The 21,697-nt window shown below is 71.1% G+C and carries 20 protein-coding genes and 1 tRNA gene; 5 read left to right on the top strand and 16 right to left on the bottom strand.

All coding sequences use genetic code 11. From position 1 onward, the window contains the following. The first annotated feature begins 21 nt into the window (after nt 1-21). From ACTWPW_RS19430 to ACTWPW_RS19420, 3 genes are all read left to right on the top strand, one after another. Nucleotides 22-723 carry a cytidylate kinase family protein gene (locus ACTWPW_RS19430; protein WP_443169484.1) on the top strand — a complete coding sequence of 234 codons (702 nt, stop codon included), beginning with the start codon at nt 22-24 and terminating at the stop codon, nt 721-723. Between the two features lie 568 nt (nt 724-1,291). Then, entirely contained in the window at nt 1,292-2,359 is a 1,068-nt protein-coding gene (locus tag ACTWPW_RS19425; protein ID WP_375115151.1) for a glycosyltransferase, read from the top strand. Nucleotides 2,360-2,455: 96 nt separating this feature from the next. Then, a complete protein-coding gene (locus ACTWPW_RS19420; RefSeq protein WP_375115150.1) occupies nt 2,456-2,791 on the top strand; it encodes a hypothetical protein in 336 nt (111 codons plus the stop codon). A 618-nt stretch (nt 2,792-3,409) separates the two neighbouring features. Here ACTWPW_RS19420 and ACTWPW_RS19415 read toward each other — a convergent pair. Both ACTWPW_RS19415 and ACTWPW_RS19410 read right to left on the bottom strand, forming a co-directional pair. Then, nucleotides 3,410-3,482 (bottom strand) — tRNA-Ala (locus ACTWPW_RS19415). Nucleotides 3,483-3,548: 66 nt separating this feature from the next. Then, complete coding sequence (locus ACTWPW_RS19410) at nt 3,549-4,463, bottom strand: TetR/AcrR family transcriptional regulator C-terminal domain-containing protein (RefSeq protein ID WP_443169483.1); 915 nt, start codon at nt 4,461-4,463, stop codon at nt 3,549-3,551. 152 nt (nt 4,464-4,615) lie between these two features. Here ACTWPW_RS19410 and ACTWPW_RS19405 point away from each other — a divergent pair, with 152 nt between their 5' ends. Beyond that, nucleotides 4,616-5,848, top strand: a complete 1,233-nt coding sequence (locus ACTWPW_RS19405; RefSeq protein ID WP_443169482.1) for an FAD-dependent monooxygenase — start codon at nt 4,616-4,618, stop codon at nt 5,846-5,848. On the opposite strand, the gene ACTWPW_RS19400 is transcribed toward ACTWPW_RS19405, so the two are convergent. From ACTWPW_RS19400 to nadD, 6 genes are all read right to left on the bottom strand, one after another. Next, on the bottom strand, nt 5,757-6,692 hold the full coding sequence (locus tag ACTWPW_RS19400) for a fumarylacetoacetate hydrolase family protein (RefSeq protein ID WP_375115147.1): 936 nt from the start codon (nt 6,690-6,692) through the stop codon (nt 5,757-5,759). The two genes, ACTWPW_RS19405 and ACTWPW_RS19400, sit on opposite strands and share 92 nt — an antisense overlap. 10 nt (nt 6,693-6,702) lie before the next feature. Continuing rightward, nucleotides 6,703-7,650, bottom strand: a complete 948-nt coding sequence (locus tag ACTWPW_RS19395; protein WP_375115146.1) for an MBL fold metallo-hydrolase — start codon at nt 7,648-7,650, stop codon at nt 6,703-6,705. A gap of 49 nt (nt 7,651-7,699) precedes the next feature. Beyond that, entirely contained in the window at nt 7,700-8,101 is a 402-nt protein-coding gene (locus tag ACTWPW_RS19390; RefSeq protein WP_375115145.1) for a LysR family transcriptional regulator, read from the bottom strand. A gap of 175 nt (nt 8,102-8,276) precedes the next feature. Then, a complete protein-coding gene (locus ACTWPW_RS19385) occupies nt 8,277-8,906 on the bottom strand; it encodes a histidine phosphatase family protein (RefSeq protein WP_364113363.1) in 630 nt (209 codons plus the stop codon). A 76-nt stretch (nt 8,907-8,982) separates the two neighbouring features. Then, nucleotides 8,983-9,378, bottom strand: a complete 396-nt coding sequence (rsfS, locus tag ACTWPW_RS19380; protein WP_080046168.1) for a ribosome silencing factor — start codon at nt 9,376-9,378, stop codon at nt 8,983-8,985. Between the two features lie 104 nt (nt 9,379-9,482). Continuing rightward, nucleotides 9,483-10,100, bottom strand: a complete 618-nt coding sequence (nadD, locus tag ACTWPW_RS19375) for a nicotinate-nucleotide adenylyltransferase (protein ID WP_364113365.1) — start codon at nt 10,098-10,100, stop codon at nt 9,483-9,485. 87 nt (nt 10,101-10,187) lie between these two features. Between nadD and ACTWPW_RS19370 the strand changes: the two genes are divergently transcribed. Continuing rightward, the gene (locus tag ACTWPW_RS19370) at nt 10,188-11,219 is read left to right on the top strand and encodes a M48 family metallopeptidase (RefSeq protein ID WP_375115144.1); all 1,032 of its coding nucleotides are present in this window, start codon (nt 10,188-10,190) and stop codon (nt 11,217-11,219) included. Between the two features lie 99 nt (nt 11,220-11,318). Here ACTWPW_RS19370 and ACTWPW_RS19365 read toward each other — a convergent pair whose 3' ends face one another. The 8 genes from ACTWPW_RS19365 to ACTWPW_RS19330 all read right to left on the bottom strand — a co-directional run bounded on the left by ACTWPW_RS19365 (nt 11,319) and on the right by ACTWPW_RS19330 (nt 21,619). Beyond that, complete coding sequence (locus ACTWPW_RS19365) at nt 11,319-13,046, bottom strand: protein kinase domain-containing protein (RefSeq protein ID WP_443169481.1); 1,728 nt, start codon at nt 13,044-13,046, stop codon at nt 11,319-11,321. 82 nt (nt 13,047-13,128) lie between these two features. Next, the gene (locus ACTWPW_RS19360) at nt 13,129-13,305 is read right to left on the bottom strand and encodes a hypothetical protein (RefSeq protein WP_364113373.1); all 177 of its coding nucleotides are present in this window, start codon (nt 13,303-13,305) and stop codon (nt 13,129-13,131) included. A gap of 50 nt (nt 13,306-13,355) precedes the next feature. Next, nucleotides 13,356-14,630 (bottom strand): glutamate-5-semialdehyde dehydrogenase, encoded by a 1,275-nt coding sequence (locus tag ACTWPW_RS19355; RefSeq protein ID WP_375115142.1) that lies wholly within the window; start codon nt 14,628-14,630, stop codon nt 13,356-13,358. A 21-nt stretch (nt 14,631-14,651) separates the two neighbouring features. Next, on the bottom strand, nt 14,652-15,770 hold the full coding sequence (gene proB, locus ACTWPW_RS19350) for a glutamate 5-kinase (RefSeq protein ID WP_375115141.1): 1,119 nt from the start codon (nt 15,768-15,770) through the stop codon (nt 14,652-14,654). A gap of 262 nt (nt 15,771-16,032) precedes the next feature. Further along, nucleotides 16,033-17,385 (bottom strand): GTPase ObgE, encoded by a 1,353-nt coding sequence (obgE, locus tag ACTWPW_RS19345; RefSeq protein ID WP_364113377.1) that lies wholly within the window; start codon nt 17,383-17,385, stop codon nt 16,033-16,035. A 177-nt stretch (nt 17,386-17,562) separates the two neighbouring features. Further along, the gene (gene rpmA / locus ACTWPW_RS19340; RefSeq protein WP_012893687.1) at nt 17,563-17,820 is read right to left on the bottom strand and encodes a 50S ribosomal protein L27; all 258 of its coding nucleotides are present in this window, start codon (nt 17,818-17,820) and stop codon (nt 17,563-17,565) included. A gap of 15 nt (nt 17,821-17,835) precedes the next feature. Beyond that, nucleotides 17,836-18,138, bottom strand: coding sequence for a 50S ribosomal protein L21 (gene rplU / locus ACTWPW_RS19335; protein ID WP_357867130.1), 303 nt, complete (start codon nt 18,136-18,138; stop codon nt 17,836-17,838). Between the two features lie 217 nt (nt 18,139-18,355). Continuing rightward, the gene (locus ACTWPW_RS19330) at nt 18,356-21,619 is read right to left on the bottom strand and encodes an Rne/Rng family ribonuclease (RefSeq protein ID WP_443169480.1); all 3,264 of its coding nucleotides are present in this window, start codon (nt 21,617-21,619) and stop codon (nt 18,356-18,358) included. Nucleotides 21,620-21,697 lie beyond the last annotated feature (78 nt).

Raw genomic sequence — 21,697 nt, 5'->3', positions numbered from 1 at the left:
GACACCGTGAGAGAGGCAGAAATGGATCAAGGCACCCGCGGCGAGCTCATCGGTCGGCTGGCCGAGGCGATCAGGTCCGTCACGACCGCGCACCCGCTGCGGGTCGCCGTCGACGGGCCGCCCGCCGCCGGCAAGACCACGCTGGCCGACGAGCTCGCCGTCGTCCTGCGCGCGCAGAACCGCGACGTCATCCGCGCGACCATCGACGACTTCCTCTTCCCCCGTGCGCAGCGCTACCGACGCGGCCAGTACTCGGCCGAAGGCTGCTACTTCGACGCCCACGACCACGCCGCGCTGTGCCGGGTCCTGCTCGATCCGCTGGGCCCGGGCGGAGACCGAAGGTTCCAACACGCGGTCTACGACAGGGACACCGACACCCCATCGTCCCCGCCGGCCACGACCGCGCCCATAGACGCCGTCCTGCTCTTCGACGGCGTCTTCCTCCTGCGCCCAGAACTCATCGCCCGGTGGGACCTGCGCATCTTCGTGTCCGTCCCCTTCGAGCAGACGGTAGATCGCGCCCGGGACCGAGGTACGGCGCTGGCCGGAGCCGCCGCCGACACCGCCGAAATCGAACGGTCCTGGCGCCACCGCTATATCCCCTCCCAACAGCTCTACTTCGCCACAGCCCGCCCAACCGACCACGCCGACATCATCGTGTACAACGATCAGCTCCAACGGCCGGCCTGGGAAGTCCGCCCACACTCGGCGACGCGACCCTGAATGAGACTGCATCGCACGAGCCCTCCGAGTTCACGGTGGTCCTCAGCCGACCGCGGTGCCCGCCAGCCGGACGGCACACCGCCAGGTGATCCAGCACTGACACACCGTCTCCATCGAAGGCCGGGCCGCACCGCAGCCCGGCCTTTCTCGATTTGAACACCCGTTGGGAACAAGCCCTTTCGGATGATTCTGGGCGCTCTCCCGTCATGACCGAAAGGGGGACCATCAGCTACGGTTCGTTGCGAATCACCGCCGCGCCTACGCCCCGAGACAACACCGGCAGGGGCTAGGGGCAGGGGCCGCACACCCTCGGGCCCCACCATCAACCCTCCGTCCACAGGACAACCCAGACACCCGGCTCCCCCTCCACAGAACCCGATTCGGGCCTCCGGTACCCACCCCACGCGGAGCATCCTCATACCCGCGCCACCCACCACCACCATCAGCATCACCAAGGGAGCCAGAGGATGCCCGGAGGCCCGCCCACACTCGGTTTCAGCCTGATCGTCTACGCCACCGTAGGGCTGATCACCCTGGTCGCGCTCAAACTGAAGCGGAGGCGACACAGGTGAGCCCGACCCCTACCACCCTGACTGTCACGGTCATCATCCCCGCCCACAACGAGGAGCTCGGCCTCCCCGCCACCCTCCGTTCCATCCAGGCCCAGTCGGTCCCACCGGAGAAGGTCATCGTGGTGGACGACGCCTCGACCGACCGCACCGGCGAGGTGGCGGCCTCCTACGGCGTCACCGTCCTGCGCCCACCCCGCAACCTGGGCAGCAAGGCCAAGGCCCAGAATCACGCCCTCCCCCACTGCGACACGGACCTGGTCCTGGCCGTGGACGCCGACACGGTCCTGGCCCCCGACTACATCGAGCGCATCAAGCCCGCCTTCTCCGACCCTGAAGTGAACGTGGCGGCCGGAAACGTGCAGACGAGGTTCGCCCGCACACCATGGGAGCGCGGCAGATCCACCGAATACCTCTTCGGCTTCCACTGGCACCGCCCGATCCAGCAACTGGCGAACAGCCCCATGGTCTGCTCGGGCTGCTGCTCGGTGTTCAGACGTACGACCCTGACCGAGTTCGGCGGCTTCCCGGAGCGCACCATCGTCGAGGACATGGACTTCACCTGGAGCCAGCAGCTCGCCGGCCACCGGGCGGTCTACGTCGCCGACGCCATGGCCTGGGCCGCCGACCCGGAGAGCCTCACCTACCTCCGCAAGCAGGTGTGGCGCTGGATGGCGGGCTTCATGCAGAATGTCCGGCTCCACCTCCCCCGCCTGGTCACCCGCAAGCCCATGCTGGCCACCTGGATCATCGTGGCCCTCCTGGAGATCCTCCTGGCCCCGCTGTGGTGGGCGACCCCGCTGGTGCTGACGCTCGCCCTGCACGAGCCGGTGGCCCGCACGATGGCGTGGTGGGCGGGCGGCGAGCTCCTCCTGACCGTCCCCGCCCTCCTCTACGCGGCCAGACGCCGCCGCCTCCCCATCGGCCAGGTCCTGTTCAATCTGCCCTTCGTCTACCTGAACAAGGCCGTCAACCTCTACTACGCCTGGAAGGCCCTGGTGGTCGAGCTCGTCATGGTCCCCCTCCACCTCTCCCAAGGCCTGGTCATCTACGAAAAGGGGCGCTGACCGACCACAAATCTGTCACCGATCAACTACACAGAGTAGCCATAAGATTGGAGGCGATCGAAGTGTCAACCACAACCGAAGGGACGTACACCGCCCATGCTCGCTCGCACCATCACCGTGGCCGCCTCCTGCCTGGCACTGGCACTGTCTCCCTGCGCCCCCGCCCAGGCCGCCACCGGCACCTTCAGCTACCGCTTCCCCACCGAATACGGCGGCCTGGGCACGGGCGAGTTGACCCACCCGAGGAGCGGAGTCTGCATCAACCTCCCGGAGGTCCGCGACACGGAAGACAGCGCCCACACCCCATCGAACGCCACGGACTCCACGGTCACGGTCTTCACGGGCATCGACTGCACCGGCGACTACTACTCCCTGCGCCCCGGCGGCCGCGCCTCCAGCCGCCTCCTCCTCAAGTCAGCCGTCTTCTCGTAGACCCGATAAGCACCCGCCCACCCGCGCCAACCGACCACCCCTCGGCCCGAACAGACCACCGGACCTGAAAGGCCACTCGAAAGCCGGACCCGGCGGACCACCCACCGCCGGGCCGGCACGCGACAACCGGGCATCCGGAGGACCGGGGATCGAAGGTCGGGGATCGGGGGTCGGAGGTCGGGGGGGGAACCGTCTTCCCTTGGGCATCAGCTCCCGGTTGCCGCAACCGGCCCGAGCAGCGCACCCCGAGACCAGCAACTCCACGGGACAGCCAACACCGCATAGGCCAGCCGCCTCACAGGGCAGCCGCCCCACAGACCAGCCACCCACCAGCCGGAACCTCCACGAAACGACCGGCCCGGAGCAGACAACCCCCCGCACGACGAAACCCGGCCGGAACGAGCAGTCACCCAGCCCGCCTGATGACTCGACCGCGCACCCGCAGCACTTGGGACGTCCGCGTGCGTCGACAACGCGGTGTACAGCCACCCGATCCGACCGCTGGGGCCCCGGCGCCGAAGATCACGCGCTGCCGGAGCGACGTCCAGCCCTTCGCCCCATCAACGTCCACGGAAAGGAAGGGGGAGCAGGCCCAAGCCTGCCGACAACCACAAGGGGTGGAGCTATGGGGATTCGAACCCCAGACCTCCTCCATGCCATGGAGGCGCGCTACCAACTGCGCCATAGCCCCTGGTCACCGCTTCGGGTCCACCCGTTGCGGCGCTCCGAGAGCATATAGCCATCCGCCCTCATTCGCCTAATCGCGCCGCCTTTCCCGAACCCTGGCCGCCGCCACCAGCACGGCCAGCCCGTCGAGGTGCCGGCGCAGTGCGAACTCGAAGATCGAGTCCAGGTCCATGTCCAGCCCGGGCCCCGCCACCACCTTGGCGAGGGTGGGAAAGGCACCGGAGGTGAACAGCTCGCGCAGTTCCGCCTCCCGCGCCTGCATCCACTCGTCGTCCGTGACTCCGGTCTCCGTCCGCGCCTGTTCCTCGGCCTCCAGGCTCACGGCCGTGCCGCGGACCAGGTTCACGAGGGACAGCGCGGCGTGCAGCATCGTGTTCGCGTCCAGGCCGAGCCCGTCCACCGCCCGCAGCAGCCGCTCCGTGTGCGCCATGCCGTTGCGGACGAACTCCGGCCGGGTCAGCGAGATGGCCTGCGCCAGCCACGGATGGCGCCGGTGGATGCGCCACTGCTGCCGCATGGCCAGTTCGAGCTGCTCCCGCCAGCCGCGGGGGATCCGGTCGGACGGCGGGTCATCCCCGTACACGGTGTCGGCCATCAGGTGCACGAGCTCGTCCTTGCCCGCCACGTACCGGTACAGGGACATGGCCGAGGCGCCCAGCTCGGTGGCGATGCGGCGCATGGAGACGGCGGCCAGCCCCTCCCCGTCGGCGATTCCGATGGCCGCCCGCACGATGCGCTGCCTGGTCAGGTCCTGCGCGGGCGCCTCGCGCCCGGCCACCACGGTGCCCACCCCCGGTACGGCCCGCGCCACCCCCTCCTCCTGCAACCGGCTCAGTACTTTGCTGGCCGTGGCCATCGCCACCCCGAACTCCCTGACGATCTGCCGCGTGGAGGGCAGCCGGTCGCCCGCCGCCAGCTCCCCCGCCGCGACGCGGCGCCTGAGCTCCTCGACGATCCGGAGGTACGGCGCGTCCGCTCGATCCACCCAACCGCCCCTTCCCGAAGGCGCTCTAGTGCACCGGCCCCGCCCGCCCGCGAGACCGCATGCCACCGCACTAGTGCACCAGGTAGCAATATTGCCTGGTAAACCACCCCATCCTAGAGTGCGCGTACACCGTAAACGAGAGGGCACCAGAAATGCGCGACCTCACCATCCTGATCTCCGGCGGCGGCATAGCGGGCCCCGCCCTCGCCCACTGGCTCGAACGCCACGGCAACCACCCCACCATCGTCGAACGCGCCCCCGCGATCCGCCCGGGCGGCCAGGCCGTCGACTTCCGCGGCGCCCCGCAACTCGACGTGCTCGCCCGCATGGGCATCCTCGACGCGGTACGCCGGGCCCAGACCCGCATGGGCGACATCAAGATCGTCGATGCCCGCGGCAGGCGCCTGTCGAGCCTCCCGTCGGAGGCGTTCAGCGGTGAGGTGGAGATCCTGCGCGGCACCCTGAGCCGCATCCTCCACGACGCCACGGACGCCGAGTACGTCTACGACGACTCCATCACCTCGCTGACCGAGACCCCGGCGGGCGTGCACGTCACGTTCGAACGAGCGGCGCCCAGGACATTCGACCTGGTCGTGGGCGCGGACGGCCTCCGCTCCCAGGTGCGGGAGCTGGCCTTCGGCGAGGCGCAGCTCCGCCACCTGGGCATGTACGGCGCGATCTTCTCCGTCCCCGGCACCTACGACCTCGACCACGAGGGCCTGATGTACAGCGCCCCGGGCAGATGCGCCACCATCATGAGCACCGGCGGCCGCACCAGGGCCGCGCTCGACTTCGCCGCGCCCCCGCTCACCTACGATCACCGCGACCGCCACGCGCAGCGGATCCTGGTCGAGAGCGCCTTCGCCGGCCTGGACTGGGAGATCCCGCACCTGCTCGACCAGATGCGCCGGGCCGACGACTTCTACTTCGCCCCCGCCGCCCAGGTCGTCCTGCCCCGCTACTCCTCCGGCAGGCTGGCCCTCCTGGGCGACGCGGGCTACGCCCCGGGCCCGGGCGGTATGGGCACCGGCCTGGCGCTGATCGCCGCGTACGTCCTGGCCGGCGAGCTGGCCGAGGCCGGCGACCACGAGACCGCCTTCACCCAGTACGAGAACCACATAAGGCCATATGTCGAGGTCTGTCACCGCCAAGCGCAGGGAGCCGACAAATACCTGGTTCCGCAGAAGAAGTCGCAGATCTGGCGCCGCAACCAGATGATGCGCCTGCTGCCGTACATGCCGGGCAAGAGCCTCATCAAACGCATGACCGACCGGGCCGCCGCCGCCATCACCCTCAAGGACTACGACGCGCCTCCAGGGAGTCCCCGACCGGCTCGGCGCCCTCCACGATCCGGCACCGCTGCACGCCCAGCAGGTCGACGCTGATCGTCACCGTGTCGCCGGGCGCCAGCGGCGCGTGCGCCTCCAACCCCAGCCGCCCCCACAGCTCGGCCAGGCACCCACCGCCGCATGTGCCCGACCCGAGCACGTCCCCGGGCCGCACCTCGGTCCCCCGGGACGCGTACGCGATCATCTGCGCATATGAGAACGACATGTTGCTCCACCGGTCCCCGCCCACGGTGAGCCCGTTGACGGCCGCGGTCATCGACAGGTCGTACGCGTTGCCTGACCGGTACGGCTCCAGCTCGTCCGGCGTGACCAGCACGGGCCCGAGCGTCGTGGCGGTGTCCTTGCCCTTCACCGGCCCCAGCAGCACCTCCATCTCGGCGAGCTGGAGATCCCGCGCCGACCAGTCGTTCATGAGCACGTACCCGGCGATGTGCCCGGCGGCCTCCTCGACGCCCAGGTTCCGCCCGCCGCGCCCGATCACCGCGGCCACCTCCAGCTCGAAGTCGAACACGCCGCACCCCGGCGGCAGCGGCACGTCGTCGTGCGGCCCGATCACGGCGTAGGGGTTGGTGAAGTAGAAGGCCGGCGCCGCGTACCACTGCTCGGGCACGGTCGCCCCCATCAGCTTGGCCACGCCCTCGACGTGCTGCTCGAACGTCATGAAGTCGCGCACGGTCGGCGGCTCGGGGACGGGCGCCCGCAACCGTACGGATTCGAGCGGCACCACCTCCGCGGGATCGCGCAGCGCGGCCGTACCGGCGGCGGGCAGGTCGCCGAGCAGGTCGACCAGCCGCACCCCCGGCGGCAGGGCGTACACCTCCTCGGAGACCAGCAGCCCGGCGCGGTCGCCCTCGCGCCCCGCATACGTGACGAACCTCATCGAAGCCTCCTCAGACGGCCGTGGGAAAGGGGCCGCGGTTCCACTCCACGGCGTCGCCGAACGCGGTCAGGAGGTCCACCTCGCCGCCCGCCGCGTCGGCATACGCCCGGTGGAGGTTGAGCACGATCCGTTCCGCGTCGGCCCACCCCTCGAAATCCCGCAGGTCGGCGCGCCGGGCCGCGTCCAGGGGGCTCAGCCCCCGCTCGTGCCCGTCCCGCGCGGTGTCCGCCACGAACCGGTAGTAGCGCTCGTGGTCGGCCAGGATGCCCGGCAGCGCGTCCCCGTCCGCCAGCGGGCCGTGCCCGGGGACGACGTGGTCGGCGCCGAAGCCCGCCAGCCAGTCCAGCGACCGCAGCGCCCCGTCGAGCGACCCCATCAGCACCAGGGGCGTGAGCCCGTGGAAGAGCAGGTCGCCGGTGAACAGCACGCGCTCCTCCGGCAGCCAGACGACCACGTCGCCGCCGGTGTGCGCGGGATGTCCTGGATGGAGCACGTCGATCCGCCGCCCGCCGCTGTACAGCGTCAGCTCCGAGCGGAACACGAGCGACGGCGGCCGCCGCGTCACCGCGCCCCAGTCGGGCACCGGCGACCAGAACGGCGGGCATCCGTCGATGACGAAGTCCGTCAGCACCGCGTCCCGCACGCTCTCGTGACCGACGATCACGGCCTGCGCGGGCAGCAGGCTGTTGCCGTAGGTGTGGTCGCCGTGCTGGTGCGTGTTCACCGCCGCCCTGATGGGGTCGTCGCCGGTGGCCGCGGCGAGGGCGCGCAGGAATCTCCGCGTACGCTCCTCGGTGGCGCAGGTGTCGATGACGATCGTGCCGTCGTCCCCGGTCACCGCGCCCGCGTTGTTGACCCACCACGTGCCGTCGGGCTGCACCCACGCGTGCACCCCGGGAACGATCTCATGGAGAGCCGCCGCCTCGAGCCTCGTGTTGGTGATGCGCTGATGTCCCATGCGCACGACTTCACCACGGGCCCCGCACGGGGATCATCAGCAGGAAAGGTTACGATCCCCCCGCAACCACGCGCCCTGCCGCAACGTCAGGCCCCCGCTCGGCGTCCCGCAGCGGGTCCCCCGGCGCAAGATCCCGCAGCGGGTCCGCCGCCCCACGATCGCGCAGCGGGCCCGCCGGCCCAGGATCCCGCAGCGGGTCCGAACGGGCGACCTCGGCCAGCGCGTCCACCGCCGCCAGCACGCGGCGGGCCTCCGCGATCAGTCGCTCCCCCGCGGGGGTCAGCACGACCCTCCGGCTCGTACGCTCGAACAGCCGCCGCCCGACCTCCCGCTCCAGCCGCTGGATGTGCCGCCCGAACGGCTGCGCCGCGATGAAATGCCGCTGCGCGGCGCGGCCGAAGTGCAACTCCTCCGCGAGCGTGACCGCATACCGAAGTGACCGAATCTCCATCGACGAACCTTCCCCGATGACAGCGGCCTGCCGTCCCAGGCCGCCCCGGTGTCTGTCGCCGACTGATTCGTCCGAAATCGCTCCCTGTATGAGGGCACTGTATGAAGGCGCTCTATGAGGGTGCTGTATGAAACGCCGTAGGTCAGCCGTACGGCCCCCGAGCCGTACGACCTGCTTATGCCTCGGCCTCGGGCTTGTCGTCGCTGTGCACCGGCTCGGGCAAGGTGCCGGCGTTGTGCTCCAGCAACCGCCACCCCTTGCGCCCTTCCTGCAGCACGGACCAGGAGCAGTTGCCCAGCCCGCCCAGCGCCGGCCACAACTGCTCGGGCAGCCCGAGCAGCTCGCAGATCCCGAGCCGCAGCGCCGCGCCGTGCGAGGCCACGACCAGCAGGCCGTCGTCGTCGATCCGGGACGCCCACCGGCGCATGGCGGCCGCCACCCGCACGGCCACGTCGGTGACGGGTTCGCCGTCGGGAGCCTCCCAGGCGGCGTATTCCTCGGGCCAGCGCGCGGCGATCTCCTCGCGCGTGAGCCCTTCCCACTGCCCGCCGCCGCGTTCGCGGAAGTCCTTGTCGACCGCCACGTCGAGCCCGGCGATCCGTCCCAGCGCCAGCGCGGTGTCATTGGCCCGCTGCAGGTCGGAGGAGACGATCAGGGTGGGCCGCAACGAGGCGAGCAGCGACGCGGCCCGCGCCGCCTGCGCGACGCCGGTCTCGTCGAGGGGGATGTCGGAATGCCCCTGGAAGCGCTGCTCGACGTTCCACAAGGTCTGCCCGTGACGCAGGCACACGATGCGCCTGCTCATGCGGATCCCTCGCCGGGCCGCCCGGGATCGGCGTGAATCTCGCTGATGTGGCTGATGGTTCGTCCGCTCCGCTCGCTCACGCGCGCGCCCGCTGCAGGTTGGCCTGCATCACGCTCTCCGGCAGCGAGATGGCCGGGCAGTCCTTCCACAGGCGCTCCAGCGCGTAGAAAGTACGGTCTTCCTCGTGCTGGACGTGCACGACGATGTCGATGTAGTCGAGCAGCACCCAGCGGCCCTCGCGCTCTCCCTCGCGGCGCACGGGCTTGGCGTCGGCCTCGGTGCGCAGCCGCTCCTCGATCTCGTCGACGATGGCGCGTACCTGGCGGTCGTTGGTGGCGGAGCAGAGCAGGAAGGCGTCGGTGATGACGAGCTGTTCGCTCACGTCGTAGGCGAGGATGTCATCGGCCAGCTTGTCGGCCGCGGCCTCCGCGGCGATGCGCACGAGCTGGACGGATCTGTCAGATGCGGTCACGATGCGGGTCTGTCCTCCTGTGTCGGCAGCATGCCCTTATGTTGAGGGTACCCTTCCAGCCCGAAACCCCTCACCTACGCCGCGACTTCTCCTGCGCGACCGCTTCAGCCGGCCGCGTGATACAAGCGCCGCTTGTTGATGTACTGGACGATTCCGTCGGGCACCAGATACCAAATCGGCTCCCCCTTGGCCACCCGCTGACGGCACTCGGACGAGGAAATGGCCAGCGCGGGGATCTCCAGCAGCGTCACCCGGCCTTCCGGCAGGCCAGGGTCGTGCAGCGTGTGCCCGGGACGCGTACAACCGACGAAATGCGCCAGCTCGAACAGCTCGTCGGCTTCCTGCCAGTCGAGTATGGCGCCGAGCGCGTCGGCGCCGGTGATGAAGTACAGCTCAACCTGCGGACCGTAAATTTCCGCAATATCGCGCAAAGTATCGATCGTGAACGTCGGCCCCGGACGATCGACGTCCACCCGGCTGACGGAGAACCGGGGATTCGACGCGGTCGCGATGACGGTCATCAGATAGCGGTCCTCGGGCGCCGACACCTCGCGCTCCGACTTCTGGTACGGCCGTCCGGTCGGCACGAAGACGACCTCGTCCAGCTGGAAGTGGTGAGCCACCTCGCTGGCCGCGACAAGGTGCCCGTGGTGGATGGGATCGAACGTCCCACCCATCACCCCCACTCGCCGCATCCCTTGCACACCAGGCGCGTTCATCATGAAACGGACCTTACGCGGGCGCTCTACCACAACATGATGGGACCCCCCTTCGTGATGGCCGCGCATCACTTCCGTTGCGGACGTAGCATGCCGGGCATGACGACCACCCCGGACCGCAACCGCGTCCAACTGCCCGGCATCTCGTCCCGAGCCTACGAACACCCCGCAGACCGGTCCGCCCTGGTCGCTCTGCGCAAGTTGAGTGGGTTCGACACCGTTCTGAAGCAGATGTCCGGCCTCATCAGCGAGCGCCGGCTGCGCCTGATGTACCTGGCGTCGGCCGTGCGCGTGAGCGAGACCCAGTTCCGCTCCGTCTACGACATGGGCCGCGACGCCGCCTACACCCTCGACCTGCACCGGATCCCCGAGATCTACATCCAGCAGGACCCGCAGGTCCAGGCCAAGGCCATCGGCTTCGACGACCCGTTCATCGTCGTGACCACCGGCCTGCTCAACCTCATGAACGAGGAGGAGCAGCGCTTCGTCATCGGCCACGAGACCGCGCACATCCTGTCGGGACACGCGGTCTACCGGACGATGCTCGACATCCTCACCCGCCTCGCCACCCGCGTCGCCTGGATCCCGCTCGGCTACATCGGCCTGCGCGCGATCGTCGCCGGCCTGGAGGAGTGGTACCGCAAGTCCGAGCTGTCCTCCGACCGCGGCGGCCTGCTCGTCGGGCAGGACCCCGAGGCGGCCAAGCGGGCGCTGATGAAGCTGGCCGGCGGCGACTACACCCACGAGATGAACATCGAGGCGTTCCTGGAGCAGTACCAGGAATACGACACCGCGGGCGACCTTCGCGACGGCTTCCTCAAGGTCCTCAACCTGCTCGGCACCACCCACCCGTTCGCGGTGGTGCGTGTGGCGGAGCTGGACAAGTGGCAGCGCAGCGGCGAATACGAGCGGATCATCGGCGGGGACTACCCCCGCAGGGAAGACGACCCCAACGCGAGAGTGACCGACGAGATCAAGGCCGCGGCCGAGTCCTACCGCGCGTCCTGGCAGCAGTCGCAGGACCCTTTCATCGGCGTCCTGCGTGACGTGGCCGAGGGCGCGGTCAACGCGGGCGAGCGCATCTTCAACCGCTTCTCCCGCCGCGACGGTGGACAGGGCTAGCCGTTCCGCCACCACGCGGCCGACCTGCTTGTTCAGCCGCGTCGGCCCGCCGTGGCGGAACGGCGGGCCCCAGGCGTACGCGAACTGACCCATCACGGGTCAGAGCAGAAGTGCGATAGCGCGTACGGCGGCCGCGCACAGGGCGACGAACCCGCCCAGCACGGCCAGTGCGCGCAGCCCTTCCCTGCGCAGGTCGGGCAGTCGCTGCCCGATCCGCTCGATCTCGCGCCCGGTGATCCCACCGCACAACATCCCGAACACCACGCCCGCCACCGTCACAGGCGCGGCCTGCTGCCACCAGTCGGAGTCGATCCGGCCACCCCCGGTGGCCCAGAGCGCTCCCCCCGACGCCACCGCGACGGGCACGCCCGGCCACACGGCGGCGGTCACGGCGGCCCCGGCCAGCGCGACCGGGAAGAGCAGCACCCGCAGCGCCACCCGCGTACGCCGTGAGCTGCGGTTCCTGACCATCCAGTGGCCCATCCACAACGTCCTGGTCAGCACCACGAACGCGGCCGTGATCGCGATCGAGGCGATCGGCTGGATCACCGACGCCACCACGCACGGCACGGCCAGCACCGCCAGCAGCAGCAGCGCGCCGTTGCCCGCGGGCAGGGTGGTGGCCGACTCCGCCCGGAGCCCGGTCCTCCGCCCGGTCTGCGGCTTCGTCGCCGCCCTGCTCCTGACGGCCGCCGCCGTCCGTTGCCGGGGCGCGGTCACCTTGGCCCGCGCCCCCGTGGACTTCCCGTCCGCACCCGTACGGGTCCGCGGCGCCGGCACCTTCCCCTCGGCCCGGCTGCGCGCCACCGCCGCGCCCTTCGCCTCGGGCACGGGCCGGCTCCCGGTACGCCCGCGCGGGGGCGGCACCTTGCCCTCGGCCGGCACCACGTTGGGCCGGCTACGGGCCTTGGCCTCGCCACGGGGGGCCGCGGCGGCCTCCTCCGAGGGACGGCTCCGCACGGCCGTGCCCCGGCCGGCGGGCGGGCCGCCCTCCTCCGGCGCGTCGGCTGCAGGAGGCTCGGCATCGGCCGCGCTGGTGGCCCGGGCCAGCCTGGACAGCCGATCGGCCAGCAGCGCCGCCGTGGGCCGCTTGCCGGGCTCCCTGTTGAGCGCCGCGCGCACCAGCGGCAGCAGCTGCACCGGCACGCCCTTGAGATCGGCCTGCCCGTTCAGCACCGCGTACATCTGCGCCTCGGCCGTGCCCCGCCCGAACGTCGGCCGCCCCGTCGCCGCGAACGCCACCGTGGCGGCCCAGGCGTGCACGTCGGCGGGCGCGTCCACCTGCTCGTCGGCGAAGATCTCCGGCGCCGTGTAGCCCGGCGTGCCGAGGAACGTGCCCGTCATGGTGAGCCGGGTCGCGTCGAGCACCTGGGCGATGCCGAAGTCGATCAGCACCGGCCCCGAGGTGCCCATGATGATGTTGCCCGGCTTGAGGTCGCGGTGCACGACCCCGGCCGCGTGGATGATCGCGAGCGCGGCGGCGATGCCCTGGGCCATGTCGACGAGCTGCGACACGTCCAGGGGGCCGCTCTGGCGGACGCGGTCGAGCAGCGTGGCGCCCTCGATGTGCTCCATGACCAGGTAGGGGCGGGCACAGCTCAGGTCGGCGTCGAGCACCTTGGCGACGTACGGGCTCTCGACCCTGCGCAGCGCGCGGACCTCGCGCTCCAGCCTGACTCGCGAGGTCTCGTCCTCGGCCAGGTCATGCAGGACCTTGAGGGCGACATGCTCGCCACGGCGGGTGGTGGCGAGGTAGACCTCACCCATCCCGCCCCGGCCGAGCCGCTCGACCAGGGTGTACGGCCCGACCTTGCCGAGCTTGCTCACCGTCCCTCCCCGCCCGGCGCGCCCATAAGGGACACAACCCTAGCGCCGGTACGCGAGTTGCCGCTTGAGGCACGCCGAAGGTTTATCGGCGTGTGTGATCGGAGAGCATGCTGTCGAGCCCGGCCGTGGGCTCCTCCGACAGCCGCTTGCGTCCCTTCCTGCGCCAGTTGACGTGTCCGCGGCTCTCCAGCCAGAGCAGCAACCGGTCGGCGCCGAACAGCACCGCGGCCGAGAAGACGAGGGCGACGACAATTTCCATGTCCCCCAGTCAATCCACGGCACCCCGCGCCGGTCAGGCCGACACGCCGGTCAACAAGCCGTCACCGTGCCCTCTGACGTGCGCATATGCCCCTCACCCGTATAGATCCACTTGGTCGAGGTGAGCTCGGGCAGCCCCATCGGGCCGCGTGCGTGCAGCTTCTGCGTGGAGATGCCGATCTCCGCGCCGAACCCGAACTCGCCCCCGTCGGTGAACCTGGTCGACGCGTTGACCGCCACGGCCGCCGAGTCGACGAGCGAGACGAACCTGCGCGCGGCCCCCTGGGAACGGGTGACGATGGCGTCGGTGTGGCCGGAGCCGTAGCGCCTGATGTGCGCCACCGCCTCCTCCAGCGAGCCGACGACGGCGGCGGCGATGTCGAGCGAGAGGTATTCGGCGTAGAAGTCGTCCTCGGTGACGGGCACGACGCCGGTGCCGTAGCCGGCGATCCGCTCGTCGCCGTGCACGGTCACGCCCGCCTCACGCAGCGCCTCCAGAGCCTTGGGCACGAACGCGTCGGCCACCTTCTCGTGCACGAGGAACGTCTCGGCGGCGTTGCACACCGACGGCCGCTGCGCCTTGGCGTTCACCAGGATCTGCACCGCGACGTCGACGTCGGCCTCGGCGTCCACGTAGACGTGGCAGTTGCCCACGCCGGTCTCGATCACCGGCACCGTGGACTCCTCGACCACCGAGTTGATCAGCGACGCGCCGCCGCGCGGGATCAGCACGTCCACCAGGCCGCGGGCCCGCATGAGCTCCTTGACCGAGTCGCGGGTCTGCCCGGGCACCAGCTGGACGGCCCCGGCGGGCACCTCGGTGCCCTCCAGCGCGTCCTGCATGATGCCCACCAGGGCGGTGTTGGAGGAATAGGCGCTCGACGAGCCCCGCAGCAGCACCGCGTTGCCGCTCTTGAGGCAGAGCGCGGCGGCGTCGACGGTGACATTGGGGCGGCCCTCGTAGATGATGCCGATCACGCCCAGCGGCACCCTGAGCTGGCGCAGCTCGAGCCCGTTGGGCAGCGTGCCGCCCCGGACGACCTCGCCGACCGGGTCGGGCAGGTCGGCCACCTGGCGCACGGCCTCGGCGATGGCGGCGACCCGGGCCTCGTCGAGCCGCAGCCGGTCGATCATCGCCTCGGACGTGCCCTGCTGCCTGGCCCGCTCGACGTCCGGGGCGTTGGCCTCGACGATCTCCGCCGCGCGGGCGACCAGGGCGTCGGCGATCGCGCGCAACGCCCGGTCCTTGGGCGCCCGCGGCAGCGGGGCCAGCTCGGCGGCGGCCTCTCGTGCCGCGCGGGCGACCTTCAGGAACTCTTCGGACATCGCGTGCTCCTCATCGGGATGTCAGCTGTGGGCTTCCAGTATGACGATGTCGTCGCGGTGGATCAGCTCGCGTTCATATTCCGGACCGAGCGTGCTCGCCAGCTCCCGCGTGGAGCGCCCGAGCAGGCCCGGGATCTCGGTGGCGTCGAAGTTCACCAGCCCGCGGGCCACCACGAGGCCCTGAGGGCCGCACAGGTCCACCGGATCGCCCGCCGCGAACTCACCCTCCACCCCCGTCACCCCGGCCGGCAGCAGCGACTTGCGGCGCCCCACGATGGCCTCCACGGCCCCCTGGTCGAGGTGGAGGCGGCCGCGTCCAGTGGTGGCGTGCGCGAGCCACAGCAGGCGCGTGCCGGGGTGGCGGCCGCCGGGGTGGAAGTAGGTACCCACGTCGGCCCCGGCGAGCGCCTGGGCGGCGTGAGCGGCCGCGGTGAGCACCACGGGCACGCCCGCTCCGGTCGCGATCCTGGCCGCCTGCACCTTGGTCACCATGCCGCCGGTGCCGACCGCCGCACCGTTCTTGCCCAGCTCGACCCCGACCAGGTCCTCCGGACCCCGGATCTCCGCCAGCCGCCGCGAGCCGGTGCGGCTGGGCGGGCCGTCGTAGAGCGCGTCCACGTCGGACAGCAGCACCAGCGCGTCGGCGTGGATCAGATGCGCCACCAGCGCCGCCAGCCGGTCGTTGTCGCCGAAGCGGATCTCGTCGGTGGCCACGGTGTCGTTCTCGTTGACGATGGGCACGATGCCCAGCTCCAGCAGCCGCGCGAGCGTGCGCTGGGCGTTGGCGTGGTGCGCGCGCCGCATCATGTCGTCGGCGGTCAGCAGCACCTGGCCCACGCGCAGGGAGTAGCGGGCGAAGGAGGAGGTGTAGCGGGCCACGAGCACGCCCTGCCCGACGGAGGCGGCGGCCTGCTGGGTGGCCAGGTCGCGCGGTCGCGCGCTCAGCCCGAGCGGGCCGAGGCCCGCCGCGATCGCTCCGGAGGAGACCAGGACGACCTGCGTCCCGGTACGGCGCCGCGCCGCCAGCACGTCCACAAGGGCATCGACGCGATCGACGTCGATCATGCCCTGGGGGGTGGTGAGCGAGGAGGAGCCGACCTTGACAACGACCTTCGACGCTGAGCTGATCTGTTCCCGCACGTCTGGCAGCCTATCCGCTCGGGCTTCCGGCAAATGACTACACCGACTGCACCGACCCGTCCCACCCCCACAACACAGGCCCCACGGCACTCGCCGACGCCACCACCGAGCCGACGCCACCCGGCACCCCCACACGCCGCCCCCGGCATCCCCACGCGCCGCCTCCCCCACCCGGCACCGAGCCGCCCAGCCCATGGACGGGCACGGGCGACTGTCGGCGAGGCGCGTGCGTATGCGCGGGGCAGGGGCCAGGGCGGGGCTACTAACCCAGGCGGTTGTCGGTCCCCCGAGGCCCGGTCCGCACCGACTCGGCGTTCAGCGTGGGCTGCCAGTCGAAGACGTAGCCACCCTCCATCGGCCCGATGACCACCTCGGCCCCGGCCACGGCACCGGCCTTGGCCAGCTCCGCCTCGACCCCCAGCCGCTCCAGCCGGTCGGCCAGATAACCGACCGCCTCGTCGTTGGTGAAGTCCGTCTGCCGGATCCACCGCTCCGGCTTCTCGCCGGTGACCTGGAACATGTTCTCGTTGACCCGCCGCACCCGGAACCCGGTGTCCCCGAGCTGCTTGGGCCTGATGACCAGCCGCGTGGGCTCCTCGACCGGCTTGTTGGCCCGGGCCGCCGCGACCCACTCGCCCATCGCGTACGTGAGCTCCCGCAGCCCGTCGTGCGTGGCCGCCGAGATCGTGTACACCTTCAGCCCGCGGGCCTCGAACTCCGGCTTGACCAGCTCGGCCAGCTCCCGCGCGTCGGGCACGTCGGCCTTGTTCAGCACGATCAGCCGCGGCCGGTCCTCGAGCTTGCCGTACGCCTGCAGCTCCGCCTCGATCACCTCGTAGTCCGTGATCGGATCGCGCCCGGGCTCCATGGTGGCGCAGTCGATGACGTGCACGAGCATGTCGCACCGCTCGACGTGCCGCAGGAACTCGTGCCCGAGCCCCTTCCCCTGCGACGCGCCGGGAATCAGCCCGGGCACGTCGGCGACGGTGAACACGTTCTCTCCGGCCGTCACCACCCCCAGGTTGGGGATCAAGGTGGTGAACGGGTAGTCCGCGATCTTCGGCTTGGCCGCGCTCAGCGCCGCGATCAGCGAGCTCTTCCCCGCGCTCGGGAACCCGACCAGCGCCACGTCGGCGACGCTCTTGAGCTCCAGCATGACGTCGAGCGCGTCCCCCGGCTCGCCGAGCAGCGCGAACCCGGGCGCCTTCCGCTTGGTGGAGGCCAGCGCGGCGTTGCCGAGCCCGCCGTGCCCACCCTGGGCGATCACGTACCGCGTGCCGGCCCCCACGAGGTCGACCAGCACCTCACCCGTCGCGGCGTCCTTCACCACGGTGCCGTTGGGCACGGGCAGGATCACGTCCTCCCCGTTGGCGCCGTCGCGGTTGGAGCCCTGCCCCTGCTTGCCGTTGTCCGCCTTGCGGTGCGGCCGACGGTGGTAGTCGAGCAGGGTCGCCGTGTTGGGATCGACCTCCAGGACGACGTCGCCGCCCCGGCCGCCGTTGCCCCCGTCGGGGCCGCCGAGCGGCTTGAACTTCTCCCGGTGGATGGAGGCGCACCCGTTTCCCCCGTCACCGGCGCTGATGTGCAGGACCACCTGGTCCACAAAGTCCGGCATCCCGGCATTTCCTCCATCGCCCCACCAGGGGCATCTCATTCCAACAGCGAGGCCGACCGGCCCCGCCCCCCGTTCGCTCCAGACACCCCGGAAAACGCCAAGGGGTGGATCGACACCCGATCGGTTCGATCCACCCCTGAAGCAACAAACCCGAGGTCGACGGAGAAGGAGGAGACCTTACTCCGCGACGGGAACGATGCTCACGGCCCGACGGCCGCGCTTGACACCGAACTGCACGTGACCGGCGGCCAGCGCGAACAGCGTGTCATCGCCACCGCGGCCGACGTTGTCGCCGGGGTGGAAGTGGGTGCCACGCTGACGGACGATGATCTCGCCCGCGTTGACCAGCTGACCACCGAAGCGCTTGACGCCCAGACGCTGGGCGTTGGAGTCACGACCGTTCCGGGTGGACGACGCGCCCTTCTTGTGTGCCATCTCTCAAACTCCCGTTCAGGCCTGCTCGATACCGGTGATCTTCACCTGGGTGTACCGCTGACGGTGCCCCTGGCGCTTCTTGTAACCGGTCTTGTTCTTGTACTTGAGAATGCGGATCTTCGGGCCCTTGGTCTCGCCGAGAATCTCGGCGCTGACCATGAACTTGCCCGCCTCGGTGGTCACGTCGCCATCGTTGACGACGAGCACCGTCGGCAGCGAAACCGAAGAGCCGACCTCGCCGGCGACCTTGTCCACCTCGAGGACGTCACCGACGGAGACCTTCTGCTGCCTGCCGCCGCAACGAACGATCGCGTACACCGCGGAACCCTTCTACTGACTCACTGTTGTTTTTCGAACATCAGCCACCTCACGCAGAGGCGACCGCCGAATGCTGCGCCTGTCATTCGGCCTGTCTCAAACCGACGAACCGAGTAAGCGCGCCAACAGGGCACGCCACCTGACGCACCGGTTCACCAGGGTACCGGATTAACGGGCCCCTAGGCGAACCGGACGGATCGTCGGAAGCCGGTCGAGGCTACTCGGCCGACTTGGCTCGGCGGGAGCGTCGCCGCCCTCTGCCGGAAGTCTGGTTTGCCTGGTCGTCCTCGGTCGGGACGTCTTCAAGCGCACCGGTCACGGTATCACGGCCGGCGGAGTCCTTGGCCGCGGAAACCTTGTCCGAGACCGTCTTCTCGATGGCCATCTTCCCCTGCGTGCCACGCGGCTCCGGCTTGGTCTCGACCGGCTCCGTGGAGACGATCAGGCCGCGCCCGTTGCAGCAGTCGCACGGCGTGGAGAACGCCTCCAGCAGCCCCTGACCGACCCGCTTACGCGTCATCTGGACCAGGCCCAGCGAGGTCACCTCGGCCACCTGGTGCTTGGTCCTGTCGCGGGCCAGGCACTCCAGCAGCCGCCGCAGCACCAGGTCGCGGTTCGACTCCAGGACCATGTCGATGAAGTCGATGACGATGATGCCGCCGATGTCCCGCAGCCGCAGCTGGCGGACGATCTCCTCGGCCGCCTCCAGGTTGTTCCTGGTGACGGTCTCCTCCAGGTTGCCGCCCTGGCCGGTGAACTTGCCGGTGTTGACGTCGACGACGGTCATCGCCTCGGTACGGTCGATCACCAGCGAGCCGCCGCTGGGCAGCCACACCTTGCGCTCGAGCGCCTTGCCGAGCTGCTCGTCGATCCGGTACGACTCGAACACGTCGCCCTGGTCGCCGTCCCACCTCGACAGGCGCTCGGCCAGGTGCGGAGCGACGTACTTGACGTAGTCGTCGACCGTGTCCCAGGCGTCCTCGCCCTGCACGACCAGCGAGGTGAAGTCCTCGTTGAACACGTCGCGCACGACCCGGATGGTCAGGTCGGGCTCGGCGGACAGCAGCTCCGGCGGGCTGGCCGACTTGGCCTTCTTCTGGATGCTCTCCCACTGCGCCGACAGCCGGGCCACGTCGCGGGCCAGCTCCTCCTCGGAGGCGCCCTCGGCCGCCGTACGCACGATCACACCGGCGTTCTCCGGCATGACCTTCTTCAGGATGCTCTTGAGCCGCGTGCGCTCCTTGTCGGGCAGCTTGCGGCTGATGCCGGTCATCGAGCCGTCGGGCACGTACACCAGGTAGCGACCGGGCAGGCTGATCTGCGACGTGAGCCGGGCGCCCTTGTGGCCGATCGGGTCCTTCGTGACCTGCACGAGCACCGACTGGCCGGACTTCAGGGCCGACTCGATCCGCTTCGGCTGGCCTTCCAGCCCGGCGGTGTCGAAGTTCACCTCACCGGCGTACAGGACGGCGTTCCTGCCCTTGCCGATGTCCACGAACGCGGCCTCCATCGACGGCAGCACGTTCTGCACCTTGCCGAGGTAGACGTTGCCCACGTAGGACTGGCTGGCCTCCCGGTTGACGTAGTGCTCGACGAGCACGCCGTCCTCCAGCACCGCCATCTGCGTACGGTCGCCCTGCCTGCGCACCACCATCATCCGGTCCACGGACTCGCGGCGGGCCAGGAACTCCGACTCGGTGATGATCGGCGGGCGCCTGCGCCCGAGCTCGCGGCCCTCGCGGCGGCGCTGCTTCTTGGCCTCGAGCCGGGTCGAGCCGCGCACGCTCTGCACGCCGTCGGTGGCGGTGTCCAGCGAGCCCGTACGGCCCGAACGCGGCGCGCGGATGCGCACCACCGTGTTCGGCGGGTCGTCGGTGGCCGGCTCGGCACCCTCGTCGCCACCCCGGCGACGGCGGCGGCGACGACGGCGGGACGAGGTGGCCTCCTCTTCCTGGCCCTCCTCGGCCTGCTCCTCGTCGGCCTCTTCCTCGGCCTCCTCGCCGTCCTCGGCCTCGTCACGCTCGCGCGCCTTGCCACGGCCCCTGCCGCCCCTGCGGCGGCGACGGCGACGGCCGCCGCCCTCTTCCTCTTCCTGCTCGTCGGAGGTGTCGACGTCGGTCTCTTCCTCGATCACCGTCTCGTCGACCGGCTCCTCGGCCTCCTCGGGCCCGGCGACCGGCTGCGGCGGCTCGGCCCGCCGGGTGACGACGGGCTTGGCACGGCTCGGGTCTGGCGCCTGGAACAGCGGCGCGAAGATGGCCGCGGGCCGCTGGAACGCGGCACCCGGCTCGTCCGGCCTGCGCGCGGACAACCCGAACGGGTCGGCGAGCAGGCTGGGCCGCACGTTCTCCTCGTCGAGGTCCTCGCCGGCGGGCTCGTCGTCGAGCGGCTCGTCCTCCGGCAGGATCTCCAGAATGTCCTCGTCGGCGTCCTCGGCCACACCGGCCTCCGCCTCGACACCACCGCGCCCACCGGCACCGGCAGCCACCTCGCCGCCCACAGCCGCGACGTCGCCACCGGCAGCGGCCACGTCACCGGCCTGCGCCGGCACGTCACCGGCCGCCTGTCCCGCCGCGGCCGCGCGCACGTCGCCGGCCGCCACACCTTCGGCCGCCTCACGAGCGGCATCCTCGTCACCGGCGGCGGCAGCGGCGCCGCGCCCAGCGCGAGACCGGCCGCCTGCGCGACCTTCCGCCTTGGCACCCGTGCGAGCCGCCCGGCGACCTGCGCGAGCCCCTGCGGGACCCTCTACCCCAGCACCTGCGGCAGCCTCCGCCTCGGCGCCCGCGGCAGCTGCCGCCTCAGCACCCGCGGGAGCCTCCGCGCCGGCACCGGCCTCGGCCGTCACTCCGCCGTCCAGCCCGCGAGCCGTCGTCCCGGCGTCGCCACCGGGACCCGCCTCGACGCCGAACGGCGCGGCGGCCTCGCCACCGCCGGAAGGCGCCACGACTTCGGCACCCTCGGCGCGACCGACCGGAACCTCACCGGCACGGGCAGCGGAGTCCTCCACGGACCGCACCTCGGCGGCGGCCGTCACGGCCTCCTCCGGCTCGGCCTTCTTACGCGTCCTGCGCCGCTTCACCGGCTCGGCGGCCTCGACCGCGGCCTCTGCGGGCGCCCCCTCCTCCGGGAGCGCCTCAGCCTCGGCCTCGGCGGCCTTCTTCGTCGTACGCCGCCGCGTCGTCGTGGCGGTGGACCGCGTCCTGGCGGCCCTCTTCGGCTTCTCAGCCACGGCCTCGGCGACAGCATCGCCCACGGCCGCCTCGACCGGGCTCTCCCCGGCGGGCGCCGCCCCCGTCTCGGGGGTCACCGCACCGCCCTCGGCGCCCACGCCCGAAGGCGCCTCGGCACCGGCAGCAGCCGTACCAGCGGTCGCCGTAGCAGCGGTCGCCGCTTGGGAGGCGGCCGCGAGAATCTCAGGCGCAGGCTCGCCCGCCGCCCGCTGAGCGGCGGTGCGCTGCACCGGCTGCACCTCAGCCACCGACGGCGCCGCCTGCGCGGCGGGAACTGTGACCGGAACGGAGGCCGGCTCCTCGGGCAGCTCCGGCGGAGGACCCGC

The organism is Nonomuraea sp. KM90 (assembly GCF_052246675.1).
Classification (GTDB): Bacteria; Actinomycetota; Actinomycetes; order Streptosporangiales; family Streptosporangiaceae; genus Nonomuraea.
This window is presented reverse-complemented; position numbering and strand designations above follow the sequence as displayed.